Origin of the sequence: Microcella sp. (assembly GCF_040286215.1) — a bacterium.
Taxonomy (GTDB): Bacteria; Actinomycetota; Actinomycetes; order Actinomycetales; family Microbacteriaceae; genus Microcella.
Genome location: NZ_JAVKCK010000021.1, coordinates 178,828 through 203,174, shown reverse-complemented (window position 1 = coordinate 203,174; position 24,347 = coordinate 178,828). Strand labels below are relative to the sequence as shown.

At 70.5% G+C, this 24,347-nt stretch carries 26 protein-coding genes and 1 pseudogene; 16 read left to right on the top strand and 11 right to left on the bottom strand.

What is annotated here, in order from left to right; translation table 11 throughout:
* Positions 1 to 15: 15 nt before the first annotated feature.
* The 6 genes from RJQ01_RS10920 to RJQ01_RS10895 all read right to left on the bottom strand — a co-directional run bounded on the left by RJQ01_RS10920 (position 16) and on the right by RJQ01_RS10895 (position 4,579).
* Positions 16 to 1,068, bottom strand: coding sequence for a DMT family transporter (locus RJQ01_RS10920; protein WP_350476752.1), 1,053 nt, complete (start codon positions 1,066 to 1,068; stop codon positions 16 to 18).
* A gap of 81 nt (positions 1,069 to 1,149) precedes the next feature.
* Complete coding sequence (locus tag RJQ01_RS10915) at positions 1,150 to 1,467, bottom strand: chorismate mutase (protein WP_350476751.1); 318 nt, start codon at positions 1,465 to 1,467, stop codon at positions 1,150 to 1,152.
* Between the two features lie 23 nt (positions 1,468 to 1,490).
* Positions 1,491 to 1,880 (bottom strand): hypothetical protein, encoded by a 390-nt coding sequence (locus RJQ01_RS10910; protein WP_350476750.1) that lies wholly within the window; start codon positions 1,878 to 1,880, stop codon positions 1,491 to 1,493.
* Positions 1,881 to 1,964: 84 nt separating this feature from the next.
* Positions 1,965 to 2,567 carry a GNAT family N-acetyltransferase gene (locus RJQ01_RS10905; protein WP_350476749.1) on the bottom strand — a complete coding sequence of 201 codons (603 nt, stop codon included), beginning with the start codon at positions 2,565 to 2,567 and terminating at the stop codon, positions 1,965 to 1,967.
* A gap of 11 nt (positions 2,568 to 2,578) precedes the next feature.
* Positions 2,579 to 3,865: an adenylosuccinate synthase gene (locus RJQ01_RS10900; protein WP_350476748.1), complete on the bottom strand. Its 1,287-nt coding sequence runs from the start codon at positions 3,863 to 3,865 to the stop codon at positions 2,579 to 2,581.
* Between the two features lie 84 nt (positions 3,866 to 3,949).
* Positions 3,950 to 4,579: a TetR/AcrR family transcriptional regulator gene (locus RJQ01_RS10895; protein ID WP_350476747.1), complete on the bottom strand. Its 630-nt coding sequence runs from the start codon at positions 4,577 to 4,579 to the stop codon at positions 3,950 to 3,952.
* 113 nt (positions 4,580 to 4,692) lie between these two features.
* Between RJQ01_RS10895 and RJQ01_RS10890 the strand changes: the two genes are divergently transcribed.
* The 3 genes and pseudogenes from RJQ01_RS10890 (at position 4,693) to RJQ01_RS10880 (ending at position 6,478) form a co-directional block, all read left to right on the top strand.
* The gene (locus RJQ01_RS10890) at positions 4,693 to 5,985 is read left to right on the top strand and encodes an MFS transporter (protein ID WP_350476746.1); all 1,293 of its coding nucleotides are present in this window, start codon (positions 4,693 to 4,695) and stop codon (positions 5,983 to 5,985) included.
* Positions 5,986 to 6,007: 22 nt separating this feature from the next.
* Positions 6,008 to 6,175: pseudogene (locus RJQ01_RS10885) on the top strand (DUF2256 domain-containing protein); the annotation flags it as partial.
* Positions 6,176 to 6,190: 15 nt separating this feature from the next.
* On the top strand, positions 6,191 to 6,478 hold the full coding sequence (locus tag RJQ01_RS10880) for a DUF3253 domain-containing protein (protein WP_350476826.1): 288 nt from the start codon (positions 6,191 to 6,193) through the stop codon (positions 6,476 to 6,478).
* Positions 6,479 to 6,491: 13 nt separating this feature from the next.
* Here the strand turns inward: RJQ01_RS10880 and RJQ01_RS10875 are convergent, their stop codons facing one another.
* Together RJQ01_RS10875 and RJQ01_RS10870 are read right to left on the bottom strand one after the other, a co-directional pair.
* Entirely contained in the window at positions 6,492 to 6,860 is a 369-nt protein-coding gene (locus RJQ01_RS10875) for a DUF4440 domain-containing protein (protein WP_350476745.1), read from the bottom strand.
* A 31-nt stretch (positions 6,861 to 6,891) separates the two neighbouring features.
* Complete coding sequence (locus RJQ01_RS10870) at positions 6,892 to 7,551, bottom strand: TrmH family RNA methyltransferase (RefSeq protein ID WP_350476744.1); 660 nt, start codon at positions 7,549 to 7,551, stop codon at positions 6,892 to 6,894.
* A gap of 92 nt (positions 7,552 to 7,643) precedes the next feature.
* Here RJQ01_RS10870 and RJQ01_RS10865 point away from each other — a divergent pair, with 92 nt between their 5' ends.
* From RJQ01_RS10865 to RJQ01_RS10850, 4 genes are all read left to right on the top strand, one after another.
* The gene (locus RJQ01_RS10865; RefSeq protein ID WP_350476743.1) at positions 7,644 to 9,137 is read left to right on the top strand and encodes an acyltransferase family protein; all 1,494 of its coding nucleotides are present in this window, start codon (positions 7,644 to 7,646) and stop codon (positions 9,135 to 9,137) included.
* Positions 9,138 to 9,215: 78 nt separating this feature from the next.
* Positions 9,216 to 10,463 carry an HNH endonuclease signature motif containing protein gene (locus RJQ01_RS10860; RefSeq protein ID WP_350476742.1) on the top strand — a complete coding sequence of 416 codons (1,248 nt, stop codon included), beginning with the start codon at positions 9,216 to 9,218 and terminating at the stop codon, positions 10,461 to 10,463.
* A gap of 213 nt (positions 10,464 to 10,676) precedes the next feature.
* Positions 10,677 to 11,555, top strand: coding sequence for a DNA-methyltransferase (locus tag RJQ01_RS10855; RefSeq protein WP_350476741.1), 879 nt, complete (start codon positions 10,677 to 10,679; stop codon positions 11,553 to 11,555).
* A gap of 5 nt (positions 11,556 to 11,560) precedes the next feature.
* Positions 11,561 to 12,373, top strand: a complete 813-nt coding sequence (locus RJQ01_RS10850; RefSeq protein ID WP_350476740.1) for an HAD-IIA family hydrolase — start codon at positions 11,561 to 11,563, stop codon at positions 12,371 to 12,373.
* 66 nt (positions 12,374 to 12,439) lie between these two features.
* Here RJQ01_RS10850 and RJQ01_RS10845 read toward each other — a convergent pair whose 3' ends face one another.
* Both RJQ01_RS10845 and pyrE read right to left on the bottom strand, forming a co-directional pair.
* A complete protein-coding gene (locus tag RJQ01_RS10845) occupies positions 12,440 to 13,021 on the bottom strand; it encodes a septum formation family protein (RefSeq protein ID WP_350476739.1) in 582 nt (193 codons plus the stop codon).
* Positions 13,018 to 13,566 carry an orotate phosphoribosyltransferase gene (pyrE, locus tag RJQ01_RS10840; protein ID WP_350476738.1) on the bottom strand — a complete coding sequence of 183 codons (549 nt, stop codon included), beginning with the start codon at positions 13,564 to 13,566 and terminating at the stop codon, positions 13,018 to 13,020. Before pyrE ends, RJQ01_RS10845 begins: the two co-directional genes overlap by 4 nt.
* 74 nt (positions 13,567 to 13,640) lie before the next feature.
* On the opposite strand from pyrE, the gene RJQ01_RS10835 reads away from it, so the two are divergent.
* Complete coding sequence (locus RJQ01_RS10835; RefSeq protein ID WP_350476737.1) at positions 13,641 to 14,477, top strand: exodeoxyribonuclease III; 837 nt, start codon at positions 13,641 to 13,643, stop codon at positions 14,475 to 14,477.
* 15 nt (positions 14,478 to 14,492) lie between these two features.
* On the opposite strand, the gene RJQ01_RS10830 is transcribed toward RJQ01_RS10835, so the two are convergent.
* Positions 14,493 to 15,416, bottom strand: coding sequence for an AEC family transporter (locus RJQ01_RS10830; protein WP_350476735.1), 924 nt, complete (start codon positions 15,414 to 15,416; stop codon positions 14,493 to 14,495).
* Positions 15,417 to 15,532: 116 nt separating this feature from the next.
* Here RJQ01_RS10830 and RJQ01_RS10825 point away from each other — a divergent pair, with 116 nt between their 5' ends.
* The 8 genes from RJQ01_RS10825 to RJQ01_RS10790 all read left to right on the top strand — a co-directional run bounded on the left by RJQ01_RS10825 (position 15,533) and on the right by RJQ01_RS10790 (position 24,272).
* Entirely contained in the window at positions 15,533 to 16,012 is a 480-nt protein-coding gene (locus RJQ01_RS10825) for a hypothetical protein (RefSeq protein WP_350476734.1), read from the top strand.
* Positions 16,013 to 16,348: 336 nt separating this feature from the next.
* Positions 16,349 to 17,824 (top strand): DUF6421 family protein, encoded by a 1,476-nt coding sequence (locus RJQ01_RS10820; protein WP_350476733.1) that lies wholly within the window; start codon positions 16,349 to 16,351, stop codon positions 17,822 to 17,824.
* Positions 17,821 to 18,474, top strand: a complete 654-nt coding sequence (locus tag RJQ01_RS10815) for an SDR family NAD(P)-dependent oxidoreductase (protein ID WP_350476732.1) — start codon at positions 17,821 to 17,823, stop codon at positions 18,472 to 18,474. Before RJQ01_RS10820 ends, RJQ01_RS10815 begins: the two co-directional genes overlap by 4 nt.
* A gap of 103 nt (positions 18,475 to 18,577) precedes the next feature.
* On the top strand, positions 18,578 to 20,107 hold the full coding sequence (locus tag RJQ01_RS10810) for a sialidase family protein (protein ID WP_350476731.1): 1,530 nt from the start codon (positions 18,578 to 18,580) through the stop codon (positions 20,105 to 20,107).
* Positions 20,108 to 20,132: 25 nt separating this feature from the next.
* Positions 20,133 to 21,485 carry a sensor histidine kinase gene (locus tag RJQ01_RS10805; protein WP_350476730.1) on the top strand — a complete coding sequence of 451 codons (1,353 nt, stop codon included), beginning with the start codon at positions 20,133 to 20,135 and terminating at the stop codon, positions 21,483 to 21,485.
* The gene (locus tag RJQ01_RS10800) at positions 21,482 to 22,171 is read left to right on the top strand and encodes a response regulator (protein ID WP_350476729.1); all 690 of its coding nucleotides are present in this window, start codon (positions 21,482 to 21,484) and stop codon (positions 22,169 to 22,171) included. Before RJQ01_RS10805 ends, RJQ01_RS10800 begins: the two co-directional genes overlap by 4 nt.
* A gap of 80 nt (positions 22,172 to 22,251) precedes the next feature.
* Positions 22,252 to 23,133 carry an ABC transporter ATP-binding protein gene (locus tag RJQ01_RS10795; RefSeq protein ID WP_350476728.1) on the top strand — a complete coding sequence of 294 codons (882 nt, stop codon included), beginning with the start codon at positions 22,252 to 22,254 and terminating at the stop codon, positions 23,131 to 23,133.
* Positions 23,133 to 24,272, top strand: coding sequence for an ABC transporter permease (locus RJQ01_RS10790; protein WP_350476727.1), 1,140 nt, complete (start codon positions 23,133 to 23,135; stop codon positions 24,270 to 24,272). Before RJQ01_RS10795 ends, RJQ01_RS10790 begins: the two co-directional genes overlap by 1 nt.
* The last annotated feature ends 75 nt before the right edge of the window (positions 24,273 to 24,347 follow it).

The window sequence follows — 24,347 nt, the reverse complement described above, 5'->3', positions numbered from 1 at the left end:
GAGGAACGAGCCGCGCTAGACGACCCCCGCGCGGGCGCGGCGGCGCACGGGCAGGCGCAACCGCCGCTGCGCGAGCAGCACGCCGACCAGCACGAGCACCGCGCCGACGGGCTCGTTCCACACGAGCACCTCGCCGAGGATGAGCACCCCGAGCGCGACGCCGACGACGGGCGAGATGTAGGTCACGGTCGCCGACCGCGTCGCACCCCACACGCGCACGACGTTCTGGTTCCACGCGTAGGCGAAACCCGTGCCGAGCGCGCCGAGCAGCACGATCGCGATGACGACCGACGGCGTCAGCGTGACCGGGTCGAGGCCGATCGCGGGCGTGAGGAGGAGCATCCAGACCGCCGACAGGCCGATCATCACGAACGACAGCATGATGGCGCTCAGGCCGCTGTCTCGCAGGTAGCGGCGCATGTAGCCGAGGCTGAAGCCGTAGCACGCGGTCGCGCCGAGCACCGCCACATAGGGCACGATGCCGCCCGTGCCGCTCGCGAGGCCCTGCCAGGGGCCGACGATCACGACGACGCCGAGGGTGCCCACGACGATGCCGAGCACCTGCTCTCGGGTGAGCGTCTCGACCTTGAACAGTAGCCCTGCCAGAAGCGCCGTCATGATCGGCGTCGTCGCATTGAGGATGCTCGTGACCCCGGAGGCGAGGTACTGCTGAGCCCACGCGAAGAGCAGGTACGGCAGCGCGGCGAAGGTGACCGACAGCACGGCGAGATGCGCCCAGATCCGTCGATCTCGAGGCAGCCGGTCGCGCGTGACCAGGGCGATGAGTCCGAGCGTCAGGGCACCGAACACGGTGCGGCCGGTGGCGACCTGCACGGGTGAGAGGCCGTGGAGGGCGAGGGCCATGAACAGGAAGCTCGCGCCCCACACGACCCCGGCGAGGCCGAACTGGATGGCGATCCACGTCTCCGACGTGGAGGCCGCGGTGGGCGCCGCCTCGGTCGACTCGGGGAGTGCGACCGGCACGGTGGCGGGTGCCGGCTCATCGCCATCGAACGGGGCCCCAGCGGCGTGCTCGGGCGCCGTCCCCGCAGGGTTCTCGTGACTCACGGAGTGAGACTACTGCCCCGCGAGTCGGCTCTGGACGCGCTCCGATCGCGGCGTCGGAAACCCGCGCGCGGGCAGGACCGCTTAGTCGCCGTCGGGCGTGCCGATGCTACCGGTCGAGGCGATCTGCTCGTGGTGGTGGATGACCTCGGCGACGATGAAGGAGAGGAACTTCTCCGCGAACGCGGGGTCGAGCTCGGCCTCCTCGGCGAGCGCCCGCAGTCGTTCGATCTGCACGCGCTCCCTGTCGGGGTCGCTCGGCGGCATGCCGGTCGCCGCCTTGAGCCGGCCGACGGTCTGCGTGCACTTGAAGCGCTCGGCGAGCAGGTGCACGAGCGCCGCGTCGATGTTGTCGATGCTCTTGCGCAGCGAGGCGAGTTCGGCGGCGGCAGCGTCGTCCATGGTCGACAGCGTACTGTCTCGCGCTATCGCACTGCGGTCGGCCGCTCCTCCCGTATCGCGCTGCGGAGGGTCGAGCGGGCCTCGATCAGCTCGGCGTCGTCAACCCATCGCTCATCGACCTCCGCCCAGAGACTCTCGTGCAGACCTTCGAGCATGCGGTCGGCGGTCAGGAGGTCGTCGTCGGCGAGCAGGTCGGGCGTCGCGATGATCGCGCGCTCGATCTGGCCGACGAGGGAGAGGATGATGCGCGGCTGATCGGGCGAGACGGCGAGCGTCACGCGGATCGCCGCGCTCACGGGCCCAGCGGCGGGCGGCAGCGTGAGCCGCTCCGGCGAAGGGTCGTGCACCGAGAACGAGCCTGCGCGGTGGCGCGGCGTCGTGTCGGGCGCAGCCTGGTGTGTCGTCAGAGTCATGCTCACGACGCTAGGAGTCTGGGCGTCACGCGAACAGGGGCTTGACGACCCGAGAACGACTGCGGTAGGGAGGCGTGGGGCGCCCTACGCGCGATCTCGTGCGATCCGCCGCTCCAGGCGGGCGCGCACCTCGGGCCAGTCGTCGATGGTCACCGAGTACTGGGCGGTGTCGCGCCACGAGCCGTCCGACCGCGGCTGCTCGCGCCGCACGACCCCCTCGAAGCGGGCTCCGATGCCCGCCATCGCCGCCCGCGAACGCTCGTTGAGCATGTCGGCCTGAAGCTTGACGCGGCCGTAGCCGTGCGCGAAGACGTGGCCGAGAAGCAGCAGCTTACAGACGGCGTTGATGCCCGAGCCCCAGTGCTCGGGCGCATACGCCGTCCAGCCCAGGTGGGCGTACTGCAGGATCGGCGCGAAGTCGGTAAGGCTGGAGGTTCCGACGACCTGGCCCTGGGCATCCCGCACCGCGTACGGATGCCCATGACCGATCGGCAGGTAGGTCGGCAACCAGCCCGCGAAGTCTTCGCCCTCGCGGAAGCCCGCCGGTCCGCCGCCCCAGCCTCCTGCGAAGACCTCGGGGCGGGCGAGCGCCGCGGTGAGCCCCGGCAGGTGCTCATCCCGGTAGGGCTCGAGCATCACCCCGTAGCCGCTGAGAGTCTCGTACGGCGGAGGCGTGGTCGGGTACACCGTGCCCGCCGTCAGTCGAGCAGGTCGTGCCGCTGGATGATCGCGTCGCGCCCGGGCCCGACGCCGATCGCCGAGATGCGGGCGCCGCTCATCGCCTCGATCGCGAGCACGTAGGCCTGCGCGTTCGCCGGCAGCTCGTCGAAGGTGCGGGCGCCGGAGATGTCCTCCGTCCAGCCCGGGTACTCCTCGTAGACGGGCGTCGCGTGGTGGAAGTCGCTCTGCGAGACGGGAAGCTCGTCGAACCGCACCCCGTCGACCTCGTAGGCGACGCACACGGGAATGCGCGTCAGCCCGGTGAGCACGTCGAGCTTGGTCATGACGAAGTCGGTGACACCGTTGATGCGCGCCGTGTAGCGCGCGATGGGGGCGTCGTACCAGCCGCACCGCCGCGGGCGCCCCGTCGTCGTGCCGAACTCGAAGCCTGTCTTGCGCAGGAACTCGCCCGACTCGTCGAACAGCTCGGTGGGGAAGGGGCCGGCGCCGACGCGCGTCGTGTACGCCTTGACGATGCCGATAACGCGGTCGATGCGGTTCGGGCCGATGCCGGAACCCGTGGCCGCTCCCCCCGCCGTCGAGCTCGAGGAGGTGACGAAGGGGTAGGTGCCGTGGTCGACATCCAGCATCGTCGCCTGGCCGCCCTCGAAGAGGACGGTCTCGCCGCGCTCGAGGGCCTCGTGCAGGACGAGGGCCGTGTCGGCGACCATCGGCCGCAGGCGCTCGGCATACGACAGCAGGTCGTTGACGACCTCGTCGACGAGTATGGCGCGCCGGTTGTAGACCTTCACGAGCAGGTGGTTCTTCTGGTCGAGCGCGCCCTCGACCTTCTGCCGCAGGATCTTCTCGTCGAAGAGGTCTTGCACGCGGATGCCGACTCGGTTGATCTTGTCGGCGTAGGCGGGCCCGATGCCGCGCCCGGTGGTGCCGATCTGCCGCTTGCCGAGGAAGCGCTCGGTGACCTTGTCGATCGTGCGGTGATACTGCGTGATGACGTGGGCGTTGCCGCTCAGGAGCAGCTTGGATACGTCGACGCCGCGCGCGCTCAGGGCGGTGAGCTCGTCGAAGAGCACTTCGATGTCGACGACGACGCCGTTCGCGATGACCGGGATGACGCCCTCGGTGAGGATGCCGCTCGGCAGCAGGTGGAGGGCGTACTTCTCATCCCCGACGACGACGGTGTGGCCCGCGTTGTTGCCGCCGTTGAACTTGACGACGTAGTCGATGCGACCGGCGAGGAGGTCGGTCGCCTTGCCTTTTCCCTCATCGCCCCACTGGGCTCCGATGATGACGACGGCAGGCATGAAGGTCCCTTTCGTATCGAGTCGGGATGACCCCTGAGTCTATCGAGGGATGCCCGGCGCCGAGCCGCCTGCCTGCGCGCGCGCTCAGACCTCGGCCCAGTGCCCGCGGGCTGGCGCAGGGTGCGCACGTGCGAGGCTGCCCGGCGCGAGCCCGAGGCGCTGCTCGGCAGCGCCGAGCACGATCGTGTCGGCCTCGTCGACGCCGATGATGCCCATGGCATGGTGCTGCACGGCGACGCCGTCGGCGAGGGCCGTGAGCATGCGGGCATCGGCTGCCGGGTCGATGCTGCTGCCCTGACCGGCGTCGACGACGCGGAGGATGAGGTCGATGAGAATCTGCTCGCAGTGGCGGTGGTGGCGGTCGAGCGCTGCGGCGAGCGCGGGCGTGCGCGGCGCTTCGCTCCACGCGTCGATCCACACCAGGTAGTGGTGCGCGGGGGTGGCCGAGAACCAGCCGGCGAGGGCGGCGAGCGGCGCGAGCCCTTCCAGCTGAGCGCGATCGCTCTCCAGCTCTCGGGTGACGGCGTCGTCGAAGGCGGCGGCGACGAGTTCATCCCGGCTCGCGTAGTAGTGGCGTATGAGCCCGTGCACGACGCCGACCTCGGCCGCGACATCCCGCAGCGTGACGCTGGCGAAGCCCTTGGTGGCGACGAGTCGCAGAGTGGCGCGCAGGATCTCGTCGCGCCGCTCGTCGGAGGTCTTGCGTTCTGCCACGCTTCGAGCATAGGCGCGTTGGGGGTGCCGTTGTCCAGGTGGACAGCGAGTGCTAGCCTTATTGTCCACTTGTACAATTACCGCGTTCGCCGCGCGCGGGGAAGGGAGAACCGATGCTCGGCCGTGATCGCACAGCGCCTCGGGGGCGAGACCCGCGCCCGTCCGCCCCCCTCGTGCCGAGCGTCGTCGTGAGCATGGTGCTGCTCTCGAGCGCCTCGTTCGTCATCTTCCCGCTCATCCCCTCCCTGCAGAGCACGCTCGATGTCAGCACAGCCGAGATCGGGTACCTCGCCGCCGCGGGTTTCGGAGCCGCACTCATCGCCGAGCTGCTCGTGGCTCCTGCCGCCGATCGAGGCCATGCGCGACTCATGGCCGTCGCGGGCGTGCTGCTCGTCGCGAGCTCGCTCGCTCTGAGCGCCGCAGCCGGGGCCGGGTGGCAGCTCATCGCCGCACGCGGCCTCGGCGGCTTCGGTTTCGGCATCTTCGTCATCGCCGCGAGCGCGCTGCTCGTGCGCAGCGACCCGACCCGCAGCGGTGAGCTGCTGGGGCGCCTCGGGGCGGCCGAGCTCGCCGGCATCGCCGTCGGCCCGCTCGCCTCCGGAGGGGCGCTCCTCATCGCCTCGCCGTCGGTCATCCTCGCCGTCGCCGCCAGCGCCGTGGTCACCGCACTCGTGCCAGTGCTCCTCGGGTTCCGCGAGGCTCGGCGGTCGCCGGTGCTCGGCGACGAGCCCCACCCGACCACGGGCGGCATCGCCGCGGGCGTGGCGGGCTTCGACGGCACCGATGCCGACCGCGGTATGCGCTTCGGCTCGACTCCCGCACCGCGCTCAAGCCTCGATCTGCTGCGCCTGCCCAGCATCATCGGCATCGTGCTGCTCTACGCCGCAGTCATGGTGCCCACCGGCGCTTACGACGGCATCTGGCCCCGATACATGGCCGACATCGGCGCGGGCCCGCTGCTCACGGCCGCGAGCTACGCGCTCTTCGCGTTGCCGTACGTGCTCCTCGCCGCCTGGGCAGGGCGCCTGGCCGACCGTCGCGGCGGGGTCGCCGCCTACTGGCGCGGGCTGCTCATCCTGCTTCCGATCGTCGGTCTCTACGGCATCGTCGGCAACCCGTGGGTCGCCACGGGCATGGGCTTCGTCGAGTCCACGGGTCAGGCGCTCGCCTTCATCGGTGCGAGTGCAGCCATGGCGCACGCCGTCGACCCGGCGCGTGCCGGCTCGGCGCAAGGCCTACTGCGCGGCATCGGGCTCGTCGCCGCGACGATCGCCGCCGCCGTCTCCGGGCTCGCCTACGAGCTCGGCGGCGCACTGCTGCTCTTCGGCGGAACCGCCGTGGTGGTGGCCCTCATCGCCGCCGCCGGCCTGCTGCTCGCCCGCCGGCCCGCGCACCCCACCCCCTGACACCCGCGCAGTCTGCCGGGCAGTGCTCAGGCAGCGCGCGGAGACTGGGCGTGTGGGAAGACAGCGTGACGCGTCAGACGGCGCGCTCGGCGTCCGAGCCGAGAAAACCTGCGTCGCATGCGGCCGGCGCATCGAGTGGCGCGCACGATGGGCGCGCGACTGGGAGCACGTGCGCTGGTGCAGCGACACGTGCCGGCGGCGGGGCGTGACCGCGGTCGATAGCGAGCTCGAGGCGAGCATCCGGAGCCTGCTGGCGAGCCGTGCGCGGGGCACAACGATCTGCCCCAGCGAGGCCGCGCGCGCCGTCGCCGCTGACGGCACGGATGCGCCTCGCGCCGAGCCTGGCACCGAGCCCTGGCGCGCGCTCCTGGAGCCCGCCCGCCGGGCCGCGCGACGGCTCGTCGCCGCGGGCGAGGTCGAGATCACGCAGGGCGGCCGAGTCGTGGACCCGTCGTCGGCGAAGGGGCCGATCAGGGTGCGGCTCGTGCGCTGAGCCTCCCTAGCGCCTACAGCACCGGCGTCTGCTGGTGCGCGGCCGTGCGCCAGCGACCCTCCTGGTACAGGTAGGTCGTGCTCATGCGGCGGTCGACGACGTCGCCGCCGCGCACGGCCCGCACCCGGTAGACGAGGATCGCCGCACGCTCGCCGAGGCGCACGACCCGCTGCTCGCTCAGCTCGTACGACTCCCACGTCGACCCCTGCAGTGCCGCGATGATCGCGCCGCGCTCGATGACGCCCGTGTCGACGATCATGACCGCATCCTCGGTCATGGCGTGGTGGTAGTGGGTGCCGCCTTCGCCGCGGCACAGCGCCTCCCACCCGTCGTGCTCCTGGCGGATGAGCTGAGCGGGCAGATCGTCGGTGATCGCAGTCATGGGCTCAGTCCACCGGTTGCGGTCGATGCCGTCAAGCACCGCCAGGCTCGGGATGCTCCGCTTCCGCCGCGTGCACTCTCACCCACTCGTGCATGACGATCGCGGCGGCGGCGCTCGCGTTGATCGAGCGGGTCGACCCGTATTGCCGAATCTCGATGACGTGGTCCGCCGCGGCGAGCGCCGCCTCGCTCAGCCCCGGCCCTTCCTGCCCGAAGAGCAGGATGCACGCGCGCGGCAGAGGCGCAGCATCCACCGGGACGGAGCCCGGCACATTGTCGACCGCGACGATCGGCAGCCCCGCCTCGCGGGCGAAGGCGATGAGGTCGTCGACCGTCTCGTGGTGCCGCACGTGCTGGTAGCGGTCGGTGACCATCGCGCCGCGCTTGTTCCAGCGGCGACGGCCGACGATGTGCACTTCGGCGGCGAGGAATGCATTGGCGCTGCGCACGATCGATCCGATGTTCATGTCGTGCTGCCAGTTCTCGATCGCGACGTGGAACGGGTGGCGTCGCTCGTCGAGGTCGGCGACGATCGCGGCCATGCTCCAGTAGCGATAGCGGTCGAGCACGTTACGGGTATCGCCGTGCTCGAGCAGCTCGGTGTCGAGGCGCGGATCCTCCGGCCAGGGGCGAGGGTGCGGGCCGAGGCCGTGGGTGGTCCACTCGGCACTCGGCACTCCTCGGTCAGTCACCTCTCGAGCGTAGCCCCGCCGTGACGTAGCCTCGAAGCAGCCGAGCGACGTCGGCGAACGCCGACCGCCGGCGCTGGCGAAGGGACGACCGCGTGGCCACGACCGAAGCGACCTCGCCCGCCGCCGCTCCGCCACCCGTGCCCAGCACGGGGCGCGACACCGCGGTCGACTTCGTGAAGGCGGCGTGCCTCATCGTCGTCGTCGGCCTGCACGCGATGATGGCGGGCTTCACGGTCGGGGCCGAGGGGCTCACGATCACCAACGCTCTGGACGGGCATCCCATTTTCGCGTGGTCGACCTGGGCCGTGCAGGTGATGCCCCTGTTCTTCCTGCTGGGCGGGTTCTCGAGCCTCACGCAGTGGCGGCGGCTGCGGAGTGCGGGCGTTTCGGCCTCCGACTACGTGCGCATGCGCATCACGCGGCTCGTGCGGCCGGCCGTGCTGCTGTTCGCGCTCGTCGGGCTCACACTCGCGATCCTCGCCCTCACCGGGCTGCCCGCCGATATTCTGCGCGAGGTCGGCTTTCGCATCGGGCAGCCGCTGTGGTTCTTGGCCGTGTACATCGGATGCGCAGGGCTGGTTCCCTGGATGACCGCCCTGCATGAGCGCGCCCCGCGCCTCACCCTCGCCGCCCTGCTGCTCGCGGCGGTCGCCGTCGACTCCGTCGTGGCCGCAACCGGCCTCGAGCTGCTCGGGGCCCTCAATCTCCTGTTCGTGTGGGTGCTCATCCAGCAGCTCGGGTTCGCCTATGCCGACGGCATCATCGGCGTCCTGCCGCGATGGGCACTGTTCGTGCTCGCCGTCGCGGCGTTCGCCCTGCTGCTGTTCCTCACGACCGTGTTCGGATACTCGACCGACATGTACGAGAACCTCAACCCGCCGACGGTGTGCATCCTCGTACTCGGAGTGGGGCAGTTGATGCTGTTCGCCACGGCGCACCCGTGGCTGCGCTCGCTCGCCGACCGGCCGCGCGTCGCGCGCGTGGGGCTGTGGGTGAACGCGAACTCGATGACGATCTACCTGTGGCACGTGCCCGTGATCGTGCTCGTCGTGGTCGTCATGCTCGTCTCGAACCTGCCGTTCCCCGAGCCGCTCAGCCTGCAGTGGTGGCAGACGCGGCCGCTCTTCCTCGTCGCGATCGCGGTCGCCCTCGTGCCCATCGTCATGCTGGTGCGTCAGTTCGACCGCAGCCGGCACGACGACCGCGAGGTGACGATGTCGCCCGTGCTCGCCGTGACGAAGGTGCTGCTCGGCGTCGCGGGCGTCACGGTGATCCTCCTCGTGGGGTTCTCGCCCGCGGCGGGCGCGGCGCTCGGGGTTCTGCTGCTCGCGCTCGCGGTGCAGCTGCGGGGGCGGCGGCGCCGGGTCGTGGAGCCAGCGAACGAGGCGGTGCGCGAGGCGGTGGGCGAAGAGGTGGGGGAGCCGGGCGGCGAACCAGTGGACGAACCAGCTGGCGAAGCGGCGGGCGAACCAGCGGGCGAACCGGCAGGCGAACCGGCGGTGCCGGCGGAGGGGTCAGCGACTCACGACTCCCGCGCGGGACGCGCACCCGGCGAGGCTCCCGCCACTCCTCCACAGAAGTCCTGATCAGGAGGCTCTTTCACAGGTCTCTTCTCCCCTGGAGCCTGCCCCTCGAACGTCGGTGGTCCCTGCTCACATAGCCCCATGACCACCTCCGAGCACCCCCGCACGGCGACCGCCGCGGTCGACGGCGGCGTGTCGGCGATTCTCGATGCGATCGTCGCGCTCGAGCGGCTGACCGCATCCCTCGCGGCGTCGCGCGCGGTCGCGGTCGACGAGCTGCGGCGGCTCATCGCGACCGCTGCCGAGCAGGACGCACGGGGTGGTCGTTCGGGAGGCTGGGACACCGCGGTGACCGCTCGGCGCGTGGCCGCGACGGAGCTCGCCTCCGCCTTGCGTATCTCCGAATCGGCCGCCCAGTCCCTCCTGGACGAGAGCGCGGCCCTCACCACCACCCTGCCGGGTACGCACGCGGCACTGCGCGAGGGTGCGGTGAGCTACGCGCACGCCATCGCGGTCGTCGACGAGGCCCGCAACCTTCCGACGTCGTCGCACGGTGATTTCGAGACGGCACTGCTGCCAGACGCCACCACGCGCACAGCGGCCGGTCTGCGGCAGCGCGCCCGCATAGTGCGCGAGCGCCTGCATCCCGAGTCGATCGAGCAGCGGTGCCGTCAGGCTCGCGAGCGTCGGGGTGTGCGGCTCGAGCCCGCGCGGGACGGCATGGCGTGGCTCACCGCCTACCTTCCGGCCGAGGCCGCGACGGCCGCGTACCGGCGCGTGAGCGAGATCGCGTCGAGCCTAGGCGGCCCCGCCGACGACCGCACGCTCGCGCAGCGCCGCGCCGACGTCATGACCGACCTCCTCTACGACGGCGTCGTCTCGGGCTCAGGCACCGGGCGCGGCGTTCGGGCCCAGGTGCTCGTGACGGTTCCCGTGCTGAGCCTGTTGGGGCACGACGATCCCACTGCTCGACCGACGCTCGAGGGCTACGGCCCCATCTCGGTCGAGGTCGCCCGGCGCCTCGCGGCCCACGCTCCCAGCTTCACCCGCCTCCTCACGCACCCCGAGACGGGCACAGTGCTCTCCGTGGGTCGCGACCGGTATACGGTGCCGCGCGATCTGCGGCTGTGGCTGCGGGTCCGAGACGAGACCTGCCGCTTCCCCGGCTGCGGGCGCGGTGCGGTGAGCGCCGACATCGACCACACGATCGACTGGCAGCACGCCGGTGCCACGCGACATGACAACCTCGCGCACCTGTGCGAGGCCCACCATCGACTCAAGCATCAGACCGCCTGGCTCGTGCACCAGGCCGGCGGTGGTGTGCTCGAGTGGACGGCGCCCAGCGGCCGGCAGTACCGCACCGACCCGGCCACGCGCCTCGCCTGTTAACCTCAGCCCATGAGTGCGCCGCGAAGTACCCCGCCGCGCACGGGCCCGCAGCCGTCCGCCCCAGGGGGGACTGCCCCACAGTCGTCCGCCCCACAGTCATTGTCAGCCTCGCCGCCCTCAGCCGCGCCTCCGTCAGCCGCGCCTCCGCCCGCCCCCCAGCTGTGGTCGCCCGACGGCGCCGACCTGCTGCTGCACGGCGACAATCTCACGGTGATGGCTCGCCTGCCCGACGCGAGCATGCAACTCGTCTACCTCGACCCGCCGTTCAACACCGGGCGCGCTCAGCAGCGCCGCAGCACGACAAGCACGCGCGACCCCGACGGCGCCTACCTGGGTTTTCAGGGCACCACCTATCGCCGCACCGTCGAGACGCTCGGGCGCTACGACGATGCCTTCGCCGACTACTGGGGCTTCCTCGCCCCCCGCCTCGAACAGGCTCACCGCGTGCTGCGCGACGACGGCACCCTCTACCTGCACCTCGACTGGCGCGAAGCGCACTACGCCAAGGTCGCCCTCGATGCTCTCTTCGGCCGCGAATGCTTCCTCAACGAGCTCATCTGGGCTTACGACTACGGCGCCAAGTCGCGCCGGCGCTGGCCCACCAAGCACGACACGATCCTCGTCTACGTCAAGAACCCCGACGCCTACTACTTCGACTCCGAAGCCGTGGATCGTGAGCCCTACATGGCGCCCGGTCTCGTCACCCCCGAGAAGGCAGCACGCGGCAAGCTGCCCACCGACGTCTGGTGGCACACGATCGTCACGACCAACGGCCGCGAGAAGACCGGGTACCCCACCCAGAAGCCCCTCGGCGTCCTGCGCCGCATCGTCGCCGCATCGAGCCGCGAAGGCGACTGGGTTCTCGACCCTTTCGCCGGTAGCGGCACGACCGCCGCCGCCGCCAGCACGCTCGGCCGCCGCAGCATCAGCGTCGACAGCAACCTCGAAGCGGTGCGCGTCATGAGCGACCGGCTCGGGATGCCCGTCACGGCGCTCGACCGTGAACCGAGCATCCCGTCGCCGTCGCCCGGGGTCCACGACCAGACCGCTCCGCCGCGCTCCTCGGGCCCCGCTCGCCCCTCGCTAGGCTGAGCCGCATGAGCGACCGCCGCGAGATCGAGTGCTGGCTGACCGACATGGATGGCGTTCTCGTGCACGAGAACGCCGCGCTCCCCGGCGCCGCCGCGCTCATCCAGCAGTGGCGCGACACTGGCACGCCCTTCCTCGTGCTCACCAACAACTCCATCTACACGCCGCGCGACCTGGCCGCACGCCTGCGCTCCAGCGGCCTCGACGTGCCCGAGGAGTCGATCTGGACCTCCGCGATGGCCACCGCCGACTTCTGCGCCAGCCAGATGCCGAACGGCACCGCCTACGTCATCGGCGAAGCCGGCATCACGACCGCACTGCACGAGGCGGGCTTCATCATGACCGAGACGAACCCCGACTACGTGGTCGTCGGCGAGACCCGCAACTACTCCTTCGACGCGATCACGAAAGCGATCCGCCTCATCGGCAACGGGTCTCGCTTCATCGCCACCAACCCCGACGCGACCGGGCCGAGCGCAGACGGGCCGATGCCCGCGACCGGTGCGATCAGCGCTCTCATCACGAAAGCAACGGGCAAGGAGCCGTATGTCGTCGGCAAGCCCAACCCGATGATGTTCCGCTCCGCCATGAACCGCATCGGAGCGCACAGCGAGAACACGGCGATGATCGGCGACCGCATGGACACCGACATCGTCGCCGGCATCGAAGCCGGCCTGCACACCGTGCTCGTGCTCACCGGCATCAGCGATGAGAACGAGATCGCCAAGTACCCGTTCCGGCCGAGCGAGATCCTGACCGGCGTGCACGAGCTCGTCGTCGCGGGGCCCGTGGAGACCGAACTGTACGAGCCCGGACTCTAGGGGAGCGCAGTCTCTCGGCGAGCGCAGGCTCTCGGCGAGCGCAGTCTCTCGACAGGCTTCGGGCGTTTACTGCTCGGGCGCTGAGAGGCTGCCCGTAATCGGCTCGCCAGAGCTGCGACTGACGAAGCACGAGTACTCGCGGTAACCGTCATCCCACTGCTCCTCCGTGACGGGGTACGAGCCCTGCACCGCGAGGTCGTCGTAGGCGCCCGCAGCCTCGGGCACGAGCACGGCCGGGTCGGTGCACGCCAGGTACAGGGGTGCGCTGAGGGCCTCCTCCCCGGGGTAGGGAGCGTCCTCCTCCGCCGCCGAGTCGTACGCGACCCTGGCCAGCAGCTGCCCGCCGTGCGGCAGCGCGCAGTCGACGACCGTGTACTCGTCCTGCCACGCATCCACGAACGGGTCGAGGCACTCGCCGCCGAGCAGGTCGTCCCACCGGTACTCGCCGGGTTCGACCGGCCCGACCGGCTCCACAGTCTCGGTCGGCGTGGGCGTCGGCGTGGGCGTGACGACCGGCGCCGGTTCGAGCAGGTCGGGCAGGCGCGTGCCAAGCAGGAAGAGGCCGACGAGGGCGAGCACGGCCACGAGAGCACCCGCTACCCAGAGCAGGATGCACGGCACCCTGCCGAGACCAGCGGGCGAGCTCACGCGAGCCCGAGGTCGGCCAGCCCGATCGCGGAGCGGTACTCGTAGCCGGCCTCCTCAATCACGCGCCGAGCATCCGTCGCTCGGTCGACGACGACCGCCACGGCGACGACCGTCGCGCCGGCCGCCTCCAGGGCGCGTGCCGCGGTGAGGGGCGACCCGCCCGTCGTCGAGGTGTCTTCGAGCACGACGACGCGCTTGCCGTCGACGTCGGGGCCCTCCACCTGCTTGCCGCGTCCGTGATCCTTGGGCGCCTTGCGCACGACGACCGCGTCGTAGTCGAGACCGCGCGCGACGCCCTGGTGCAGCACGGCAGCAGCGATGGGGTCGGCGCCCATCGTGAGGCCGCCGACGGCGGCGATGTCGGGAATGTCGGCGATGAGGTCGCACATCACCTGGCCGATGAGCGGCGCCACGCGGTGGTCGAGGCTGAGCCGCCGCAGGTCGATGTAGTAGCTCGCCGTCGCCCCGCTCGTGAGCGTGAACTCGCCGTGGAAGACGGCCTCGTCGCGGATGAACTGGATGAGCTTCTCGCGCGCGTCGGTCACGCCCGCCACTCTACTGCGGGCTCGACGGCCCCTCGCGGGAGCCGCGGGCCCCGTCTGGTGCCTAGGCTGGGGCCATGCGCATCGCCACCTGGAACGTCAACTCGATCCGCACCCGCCACGCTCGCGTCGTCGACTTCCTCGTGCAGGCCGACATCGACGTGCTCGCGATGCAGGAGATCAAGTGCAAGCCCGAGCAGTTTCCGATGGCCCCGTTCGAGGAGGCCGGCTACGAGGTCATCGTGCACGGGCTGAACCAGTGGAACGGCGTCGCGATCGCGAGCCGCCTGCCGCTCACCGACATCGCGACTGAGCTCACCGGCCAGCCCGGCTTCGCGAAGGGCCACGACGGGCCGGATGCCCCGCTCGAGGCCCGCGCGCTCGGCGCGACAATCGACGGCGTGCGCGTGTGGAGCCTCTACGTGCCCAACGGCCGCGCCCTCGACGACCCGCACCTCGCCTACAAGCTGCGCTTCCTGCGCGCGGCGGCCGATGAGGCGCGCACCTGGCTGAGCGGCGATCCGGATGCTGCGCTCGCCCTCACCGGTGACTTCAACGTCGCCCCCACCGACGCCGACATGGGTGACCCGAGCTTCGTGCCGGGCGTCTCCACCCACATCTCACCCGCCGAGCGCGAGGCCTTCGCGGGGCTCGAGGCTGCGGGTCTCCACGACGTCGTGCGCCCGCTCGTGCCCGAGGGCTTCACGTTCTGGGACTACAAGCAGCTGCGGTTCCCCCGCAACGAGGGCATGCGCATCGACTTCATCCTCGGCTCGCGCGGCTTCTCCGACCTCGTCGCGGGCGCGAGCATCGAGCGCGAGCAGCGCAAGGGCGACAGCCCGAGCGATCACGTGCCCGTCGTGGTGGATCTGGCACGAGAGGAGGACGACGACGACCGGCCGATGATCTTCTGACGGCGGGCGAGATTCTCACGGCGCGAGCAACGCCGCGATGACGATGAGGATCGGCACGGCGAGCGCCGTCGTGATGAGGCCGGAGTCCCGCGCGAGCGGCATCGCCGTCTGGTAGCGCGCCGCATAGGTGTAGACGTTCTGCGCTGTCGGCAGGGCCGCGAGCACGACGACGGTGAAGAGCGCGACGCCGTCGAGGCCGAACACGAGCGCGCCGACACCCCAGGCGACGAGCGGCATGACGATGCTCTTGAGAACGACGGCGAGCAGAACATCCCGCCGTCCGCTTCCCGGTTGCAGGATGCGCCGACCGTGCAGAGAGATTCCGAAGACGAACAGCACGGTCGGGACGGCCGCGGCGCCGAGCAGCCGGAACGGCTCGACGACCGGGTCGGGCAGGTCGATACCGAGGAGGGCGACGACGAGCCCGAGCGCGGAGGCGATGATGAGCGGGTTGCGCACCGGTTGGGTCAGCACCCGGCCGACCGAGAGGCGCCCGCTCGTCGTCACGTCGAGGATCGTGAGGGCGATGGGCGCGAACACGACGAGCTGCAGGAGGATCACCGGGGCGACCAGCGTCGGGTCTCCGATGACGTAGGCGGCGACGGGCAGGCCGATGTTGTTCGCGTTGACGTATCCGGAGGCGAGGGCGCCGATCGTCAGCGCCGGAGCGCCGCGGCGCCACAGGAGGCGCGCGAGCAGCACGAAGGCGAGCATGCACGACAGTGCCGCGATCGCCGACACCGGCAGGAGTGCTGAGAACAGCACCGCGAGGTCCGCCCCGGCCATGACACTGAACAGGAGGGCGGGGAGAAAGACGAAGAAGGCGGCCCGACCGAGCACCGTGGCGGCCGTCGGGCCCAGAGCGCCGCTGCGGCCCACGATGTAGCCGACGGCGATCACCGACCCGATGATCGCGAAGCCGATGAGCACGCCTGCCATGGCTCCAGTCTGGTCTAGGTGGCGCCTGCCTCTGGCCTTGACGCCGCGACAGGGGCAGACTGTACCTGCACAGGAGACACCGAGCTTCGCTCGATCGACCTCAGAGGAGACCCGTCATGAAGCGCACCACGACCACCGCGGCCGCCGCCGGCCTCAGTCTTGCCGCAGCGCTCACCCTCAGCGCCTGCGCCAACCCGCTCGAGGGTCTCATCGAGAACGTCGTCGGCGGTGGCGTCGAGAACCTCATCGAGGATCAGACCGGCGTCAACATCGATATCGACGGCAGCGGCGGCGCAAGCCTCCCCGCCAGCTGGCCCGCCGATGTGCCCACACCTGACGGCAACGTGCTGTTCTCGGCGGGAGTCGACGGAAACTACACGGCGACCTTCGAGATCGCCGGCGCCGACACCGTCGATCGTCTTCGCGGTGACCTTGAGGGCGCCGGTTACGCGCTCACGCAGGAGGCCGACTACGGCGGGCTGCTCAACTACTTCTACGAGAACGACACCTACACGGTGACCGTCGTGTACATCGCCGGGGAGGGCGAGAACGCCGACACGATGCAGTACAGCATCGTTCTCAACAACCAGCAGTAGGTCTCGCGTCGTCGGCGACCGGAGATCGGCGACCGGCGACCGGCGACCGGCGACCGGCGGACTGTGCGGGGCGCACCGTCGTGCCCGCGATGACCGGCCTGCACAGCATTAGTGCGCGCCCGCGGGAGCCTGGTGGCCCCACACCGTGGGGCCACTTTCCGGCGGATTCGGCACGAATCGCCGTAGCGCGCGGGCGAGGACGGCGGCATCGTGCGCGCGCGCAACTTTTCCGCGTCGATCACAACCACGGGGCGCGGCTCCCTCTCTAGGCTCAACGGCAACGGGGAGCCCGCACGGCGCGGGCCGCGCCCCCGGTGACCGACGAAGGAGGGACCCATGACACACGCAGCCGCCGACACGAGTGCGCGCACCATCATCGGAGAGCCCGAGGTCGTCGAGGACCGCCCGAGAACGGCGGATGCCGCGCTCACAGCCGCCGAGATCGTCGCCGACCCGGCGTGGTCGCGACTGCGCAACGCCGCCGAAGCCATCCGCCCGCTGCAGGTGCACGACGGCAGCGTGCCCGAGACGAGCGCCCACGCCGATGCTGCTCGGCACGTCGCCGTGATCGCCGACGCGCTCGAGCGCTTCGCCCCGGTCATCCCGCACGATGAGGAGTACCTGAGGGCCTGCGCGCGTGACTTCCGGGCCTGGGCCGGAGCCGGATTCGGCGTGCCCGACTTCTCCGACTCGCTCGACGCGTTCCGGCCAGCGCGCGACCGCCGCGACGGCACCGCCCACCTCGTCGTGTTTCCCATGTACACCCAGAACGGCTCCCCTGACCGCCTTGTCGAAGCGGTCGTGTGCGAGGTGATCTGGCCCGACTTCGTCGCCGAGCTCGAGGCTGGCGAGTACGGCAACGCGCTCTACCTGGGGCTGCGGTTCGCCGATTTCACCTCCGGCTACGACACGAACTCCGCCGTGCTGTTCCCCGAATCAGTCGCCGTGACACCCCGCGCTGTCGCGGGCGCGCCCGCCGGCGCCCCCGCGCAGCTGCCGCCCTTCACCTGGGGAGCGATCTTCGCCGACCGGGAGGCGGCGCGATTCCGCAGGGTCGTGCGGGCGGCGGCCGACATCACTCGACTCGACCTGCCGACCGACGCGGCGCGGCTGCTCGACGACCAGCAGCTCACCGAGCGCACCTTCGTGATGTGGGACATGATCCACGACCGCACCCACATGCGCGGCGATCTGCCCTTCGACCCGTTCATGATCAAGCAGCGCATGCCGTTCTTCCTGTACTCCTTGGAAGAGTTGCGCTGCGACCTCACCGCATTCCGCGAGGCCGTGGCGCTGTGGCGGGCCGAGGAGACGGACGACGTCACGCGGGAGCACGCGCGCCTCGTGCAGTACGCGGTCATCTTCGACCGCATCTTCCGCTTCGCCATCACCGGTACGCGCGTGCGCAACTACGACGGTCTGGGCGGTCAGCTGCTGTTCGCCTGGATGCACCAGAAGGGTGTTCTGCACTGGACGGACACGCGGCTCACGATCGACTGGGATGCCGTGCCCGACGTCGTCGTCGCGCTCTCGGATGCGATCAACGAGCTGTACTGGCGCTCGATCGACCGGCCGAAGGCGGCGCACTGGCTCGCCGCGTACGCCTTCCTCACGGCGACGCTCACGCCGCACCCGGCATCGGTGTGGGCGCGCGGGCTGCCCGACGACGTGCTCGCCGGCCCGCTCAAGGGTTACACCGATCTCGTGCTCGACGACGAGTTTCCCCTCTCGATGTTCTACGAGGCGCTCAGCAAGAAGATGACGACGGTGATCGAGTCGACGGCGGGCATCACCGGCTCGGGCGCGGCGTGACGGGCGAGCCGAGCATCCAGGACCGCACGGTCGTGGTTGCAGGTGCCGGCGGCGCCGCGGGGCGCGCAGTGTGCGCGGCGCTCACGGGGGCCGGCGCGCACGTCGTGGCCGTGGGCTCCCGTGCCGAGTCACTGACCGACGTGGATGCGGCCGAGACCGCGGTCGTCGACCTCGCCGACCCGGTGGCCGTCGGCGCGTGGGCGGCTGAACTGCGCGCGCGTCGGCCGAGCATCGATGGTGTGCTGCACCTGGTCGGCGGATGGCGCGGCGGCTCAGACCTCGACGACTTCGAGTGGCTCGAGCGCCGCGTGCTCACGACCCTGCGGGTGCTCAGCCGCGAGCTGCGCGACGACCTCGGCGCGTCGAGCGCCGGGCGGCTCGCGATCGTGAGCTCAGCATCCGTCGCCCAGCCGACATGGGGCATGGCGAACTATGTGACGCTCAAGTCGGCCGCCGAGACGTGGGTGCAGGCGCTCGCGAGTGGGTGGCGCACCAAGGGCGTGCCCGTCGCGGCCGTCACCTTTGTTGTGGGTGCGCTCGATGAGGCGGGCACGGTCGATGACCTCGCGGCGGCGTGCGCTGCGCTGTGGTCGGTCGGGCACGAGCCGGTCAACGGTGCCCTCGTCGACCTGACGCAGCTCGAGCACTAGCAGCCCGCCAGATCGAGAAGGGTGACGCCACCACGCACACCCAGGGTTCGCCGTCTACTGACCCGCGTGTTAGCGTCGAGAAGCCTCCCGAAAGGTCCTCACGATGCGAACCCGGTCCCGGTCTTCACTCGTCCTCGCGACGATGGGTCTTGCCGCACTCGTCGCGCTGGCACCCTCCGCGGCCTCCGCGACAGGTGCGTCGACCTGGAGCACACCCGCCTTCTTCGCCGAGAATACGGTCGAGGGTTCCGAACCCGACCTGCTGCACGACAGCGGCACGACGTACGCCATCTGGATGGACGTCGACGGTGGCGAGCAACGCATACGCACGGCCACATCGACAGACGCCGGGCTGACCTGGAGCTCAGCCGTGACGCTCGCGAGCGGAGCGACCGTCGGCATGCTCCCCAAGATCGTGAGCCACGGCGCGGGCATCACAGCGGTCTGGACTCGCGTGGTCGGCGGGTTCTCGATCGTCGAAACGGCCTTCACCCTCGACCAGGGATTGACCTGGAGCGACCCCGTCGCACTGTCGGCGACCGGCGTGGATGCTCAGGCACCACTCCTGGTGTCGCCGGAGGGCAGCCTCACTGTCGTCTGGTCGTCGATCACATCAGCCGAGCTCGGAGTCAGCGACCTCAGCATCGAGGTGCTGGCGCGCTCGAGCACCGACGGCGGAACCTCCTGGGAACCGTCGTCCATGCTCACAACTCCCGGCTCTGTCACGAGCACGCTCCGCGCGGCCGGCTCAGGAGACACCATCAGCGTGGTCTGGCAGAGCTTCGGGGGTGGCTCTTCGTTCGTCGAGACATCCTCCTCAAGTGACAAGGGCGTGACGTGGAGCTCCCCGGTCACCCTCGGCGGAGCCGGTGCAGCTCTCGCACTGCCTGCGGTCGTCGCTGACGACGACCGCATCATGATTCTGTGGGCACCGCGGGACGGAACGACCTTCTCCATCGTGGCGCGCACCAGCACGGATGGAGGTACCACTTGGACGACCCCCGACGTCATCTCCACGGGAGCCACAAGCGGGCTCGTCTCCGTGAACCTGAGACTCACGCGTGCGGGGACCACCCTGATGGCAACGTGGGTGCGAGAACGGGAAGACGGGCGACCCAAGGTTGACGTGAGCACGTCAGACGATGGGGGAGACACCTGGAGCGCCCCGCTCGTCCCGTTCGGCTCTGAGAACGACGACTACGAGGGCGCTCCCCTCGTCGTCTCTGTGGGAACCACGCTCGTCGCTTTCTGGGTAAGCGAGAACGCCGTGTTGTCGTCGATGTCGAACGATGGGGGAGACACCTGGGGGGAATCCCCCGTGGCGTTCGCCATAGGAGGCTCCGGGTCTCGATACACCGTTGGCGGAAGCTCGCTGAACCCCCTGTTGCACTTCGCGACCGACGGCAGCACCATCACGGCGATGTGGACGAGAGGCGACGACCCGACCACCATCATGGTGAGCACCTTCGGGCCGACCGCGGAGGAGAACGGTGGGACTGGTGCGCAGGAGCCAGAGCTGGCCGCGACGGGCCCGGCCGCCACGTCGCTCTGGGCAGCACTTGCCGCAGCTCTCCTTGTCGGCGGCGCGCTCTTTCTGCAGCCGAGGCTCCGTCGCGCGACGGATGCGCGCTAACCGCATCGCGCACTAGCGTGGCGGCGTGACCGCGACACTGCCGCCCCGCACCGTCGACGCCGACGGCAACTGGGTGCGCCCACGACCGGGCGTCGCCGGCATGCGCACAGACGGGCTGCTGGCTCTCGGCATCGCCGTGGGAGCCTCCCTCGCGATCCTGCTCTACGCATCCGCCGAGTTCTTCGACGAGCCGCCCGTGCTGTGGATGGCGGCGCTCGTCGTGGTCGGCATCTCGGGGCCGCTCGTGTGGCGACGGGTCGCGCCGATCACCGTCACCATCGTCATCTCGATCGTCTACGTCTGCGCCATCTACAACCGGGTGCCGGAAGTGCTGTTCAGCAACATCGCGCTCTTCATGGCGATGTACTCGATCGGGGCATGGTCGTCGTCGCGCCGTCACGCGCTCGTCGCGCGCATCGTCGTCGTGGTCGGCATGTTCGGCTGGCTGTTCTGGGAGATCACGCGAGCCGCCTTCGACACCTCGCTCGTACCCGAAGACTCGGGCATCGGACTCATCGCCCCCGGTGTCGCCCTCGGGCTCATCAGCATCGTCACGAACATCCTCTATTTCGCGGGAGCGTGGGCCTTCGGCGATCGATCATGGACTGCCGCGCGGGAGCGCGCCGAGCTCGTCGCCCGCACCCGCGAGCTGGAAGCGGAGCGCGAGCTCACCGCGGCGCAGGCCGTCACGCTCGACCGGGTGCGTATCGCCCGTGAGCTACACGACGTCGTCGCCCACCATGTCTCCGTCATGGGAATCCAGGCGGGTGCGGCACGCCGTGCTCTCGGGCCGGATGCCCCGGCCGGCGCCGCGACCGCGCTCGGCTCCGTCGAGAGCTCCGCCCGGGAGGCCGTCGACGAGCTGCACCGGCTCGTCACGACCCTGCGCGGCATCGGGGGCGAAGGCGACGCGGCCGATGGACCGAGCACGCGAGGTACCGCGCAGCTCGGCGCGCTCGTCGACGACGTACGCGCCGCGGGGCGCGAGGTGAACTACACGGTCGTCGGCGCGCCCCAGCCGCTCTCCCCCGTCATCGACACCACCCTGTATCGCGTGGGGCAGGAAGCCATCACCAACAGCCTCAAGCACGCCGGCGCCACCGCGACGATGGATGTGCGGCTCAGGTTCAGCCCCGAACGGGTTGAGCTCGAAGTCGCCGACACGGGACACGGTGCCCGCAGCGCGCAGAGCGGCACGAGCCCCACGGGCGGCCTCGGTCAGGTCGGCATGCGCGAGCGGCTCGCGGCGGTCGGCGGCAGCCTAGAAGCCGGCCCGCGCAGCCGCGGCGGGTACCTCGTACGCGCGACCGTGCCCCTCGTGGTGACCGAGCGACCGGCCGACGAGCCGGCAGGGCAGCATCGGCAGCCGAGCGCATGAGCAGCGCAGCGATCCGCGTGCTCCTCGTCGACGACCAGGGACTGGTTCGTGCCGGGTTCCGCACGATCCTGCAGAGCGAGCCGGGCATCGAGGTGATCGGTGAGGCCGCAGACGGAGGGCAGGCGATCGAGGCCGCGCGAGAGCTGCGGCCCGACGTCATCTGCATGGACGTGCAGATGCCGGGCATCGACGGGCTCGAGGCGACGCGGCAGATCCGCTCCGCCGGGCTCGGGCCGGGCATCCTCGTGCTCACCACCTTCGACCGCGACGACTACCTGTTCGCCGCCCTCGACGCGGGCGCGAGCGGCTTCCTGCTCAAGAACGCGAGCCCCGAGAAGCTCATCGAAGCCGTACGGGTCGTCGCCGCCGGTGACGCGCTCCTCGCCGCCGACGTGACACGCCGCGTCATCGAGCGCGTCACCGCGAGCCGCGAGCGCCCGGCGCCCGACGCGCGCCTCGACGAACTCACCGAGCGGGAAGCAGAGGTGCTGCTGCTGCTCGCCCGCGGGCTCAGCAACGGGGAGATCGCCCGCGAGCTGTACCTCGGCGAGGCGACCGTCAAGACGCACGTCTCCAAGATTCTCCTCAAGCTCGGCCTGCGCGATCGCGTGCACGCGGTCGTCTTCGCCTACGAGAACGGCGTCGCCGTGCCGGGCGACACCGCGCCCGGAAACTCCGCCTCCTGACGGAGCACCGACCACCCGCACGGTGGATGCCGACGCTCTACCGCTCGACCTAGCGTGGAGTGCACAAGGAGAGGAGCAGCATGCTGCAGATCGAGAACGTCACCAAGTCGTTCGGAGACCGCACCGCGCTCGACGACGTGAGCTTCGACGTCGGGGCCGGACGCCTGACCGGCTTCGTCGGCGGCAACGGCGCCGGCAAGACCACGGCGATGCGCATCATTCTGGGAGTGCTCGCGAGCGACAGCGGCCGCGTCACCCTGCACGGTGAGCCACTCACCGCCGACGACCGGCGACGCTTCGGCTACATGCCGGAAGAGCGCGGGCTCTACCCCAAGATGCGCGTCCACGAGCAGCTCGTCTACCTCGCGCGCCTTCGAGGTGTGCCCGCCCGCAGCGCCGCCAAGCGCGCCGACGAGCTCATCGACCGCCTCGAGCTCGGCGAGCGTCGCGACGAGCCCATCGAGAAGCTCTCGCTCGGCAACCAGCAGCGGGCTCAGATCGCCGCCGCACTCGTGCACGACCCGGACGTGCTCGTGCTCGACGAGCCGTTCTCCGGTCTCGACCCGATGGCCGTCGAGACCGTGCTCGGCGTTCTCGGCGAGTTCGCCGCCCGCGGGGTGCCCGTGCTGTTCTCCAGCCACCAGCTGGACCTCGTCGAGCGCCTGTGCGACGACCTCGTCATCATCGCCGGCGGTGCCATCCGCGCGGCCGGGCCGCGCGACGAACTGCGCGCCGCCAACACCGGCTCCCAGTGGGAGCTGCTCAGCGGCGAGGATGCCGGCTGGGTGCGCGACGTGCCCGGCGTGACCGTGCAGGAGTTCGACGGCGGCTACGTGCTCTTCGAAGCCGACCCCGATGCCGCCCAGACCGTCCTGCAGCGCGCCGCCGCTCTCGGCGCCGTGCACAGCTTCACCCCCCGCCGCCCCACCTTGACCGAGATCTTCCGAGAGGTCGTGAAGTGATGAGCACCACCACCGCCAGCACCCCCGCCACCAGCACTCCCGCCGCCGCGCCGGCACCGCGCTTCCGCGACTCCGTCACGCTCGTCGCCGCCCGAGAAGTCACGCAGAAGCTGCGCTCCAAGGCCTTCGTCATCTCGACGATCATCCTCATGCTCGTCGTGCTCGCCTCGATCGTCATCGGCGGTCTCGTCTCCCGCAACCAGGGCGACACGCCCGTCGCGGCCGTCGGCGTCGTCGCCGAGCAGCTCGACGGGCTGCCCGGTCTCGAGGTCACCGAGGTGCCCACGCGCGCAGAGGCGGAAGCCCTCGTGCGTGAGGGGGAGGTCGACGGCGCCGCCGTGCCGCTCGACGACGCCGCCGCAGGCGGCACCGCGATTGAGGTCATCGGGCTTCAGGATGCGCCGGGCATCCTTCTGCAGGCTCTCGCGATCACCCCCCAGGTGACGCTGCTCGACGAGCCCGAGGTCACCGGCTTCATCGTGTTCTTCGTCGCCCTCGGGTTCGGAATCGTCTTCTTCATCTCCGCCGTCACCTTCGGCGGCACCATCGCGCAGAGCGTCGTCGAGGAGAAGCAGACCCGCGTCGTCGAGATACTTCTGTCGTCGATCTCGTCGCGAGCTCTCCTCGCCGGCAAGGTCGTCGGCAACTCGATCCTCGCCTTTGGGCAGATCATCGCCATCGCGGTGCTCGCCGCGGTGGGGCTCATGGTCATCGGGCAGGACATCCTGCTCAGCGACCTCGGCCCCTCCGTCGGCTGGTTCCTGCTGTTCTTCGCAATCGGCTTCGTGCTGCTCGCCGCCATGTACGCCGCGTCGGCGGCGCTCGTGTCGCGCATGGAGGACGTCGGCTCGGTGCTCACCCCCGTCACCTACCTCGTGATGATCCCGTACTTCCTCGTGATCTTCTTCAACGACAACGAGCTCGTGCTGGGCATCATGTCGTACGTGCCGTTCTCCGCCCCGGTCGGGATGCCCATGCGCATCTTCCTCGAGACCGCCCAGTGGTGGGAGCCCCTCGTCTCGCTCGCGGTACTCGTCGCCACGACCGTGATCGTCGTGATCCTGGGAGCCCGGATCTACGGAAACTCGCTCTTGCGCACGGGATCGCGCGTCAAGCTCGGTGAGGCCTTGCGCGAGTGACCTCGCGGGGATGAACCGCTCCCTCCGTCCAGAGTGCCCATCTACCCGGGGGGGTGTTCGAGGAATAGGCAACGC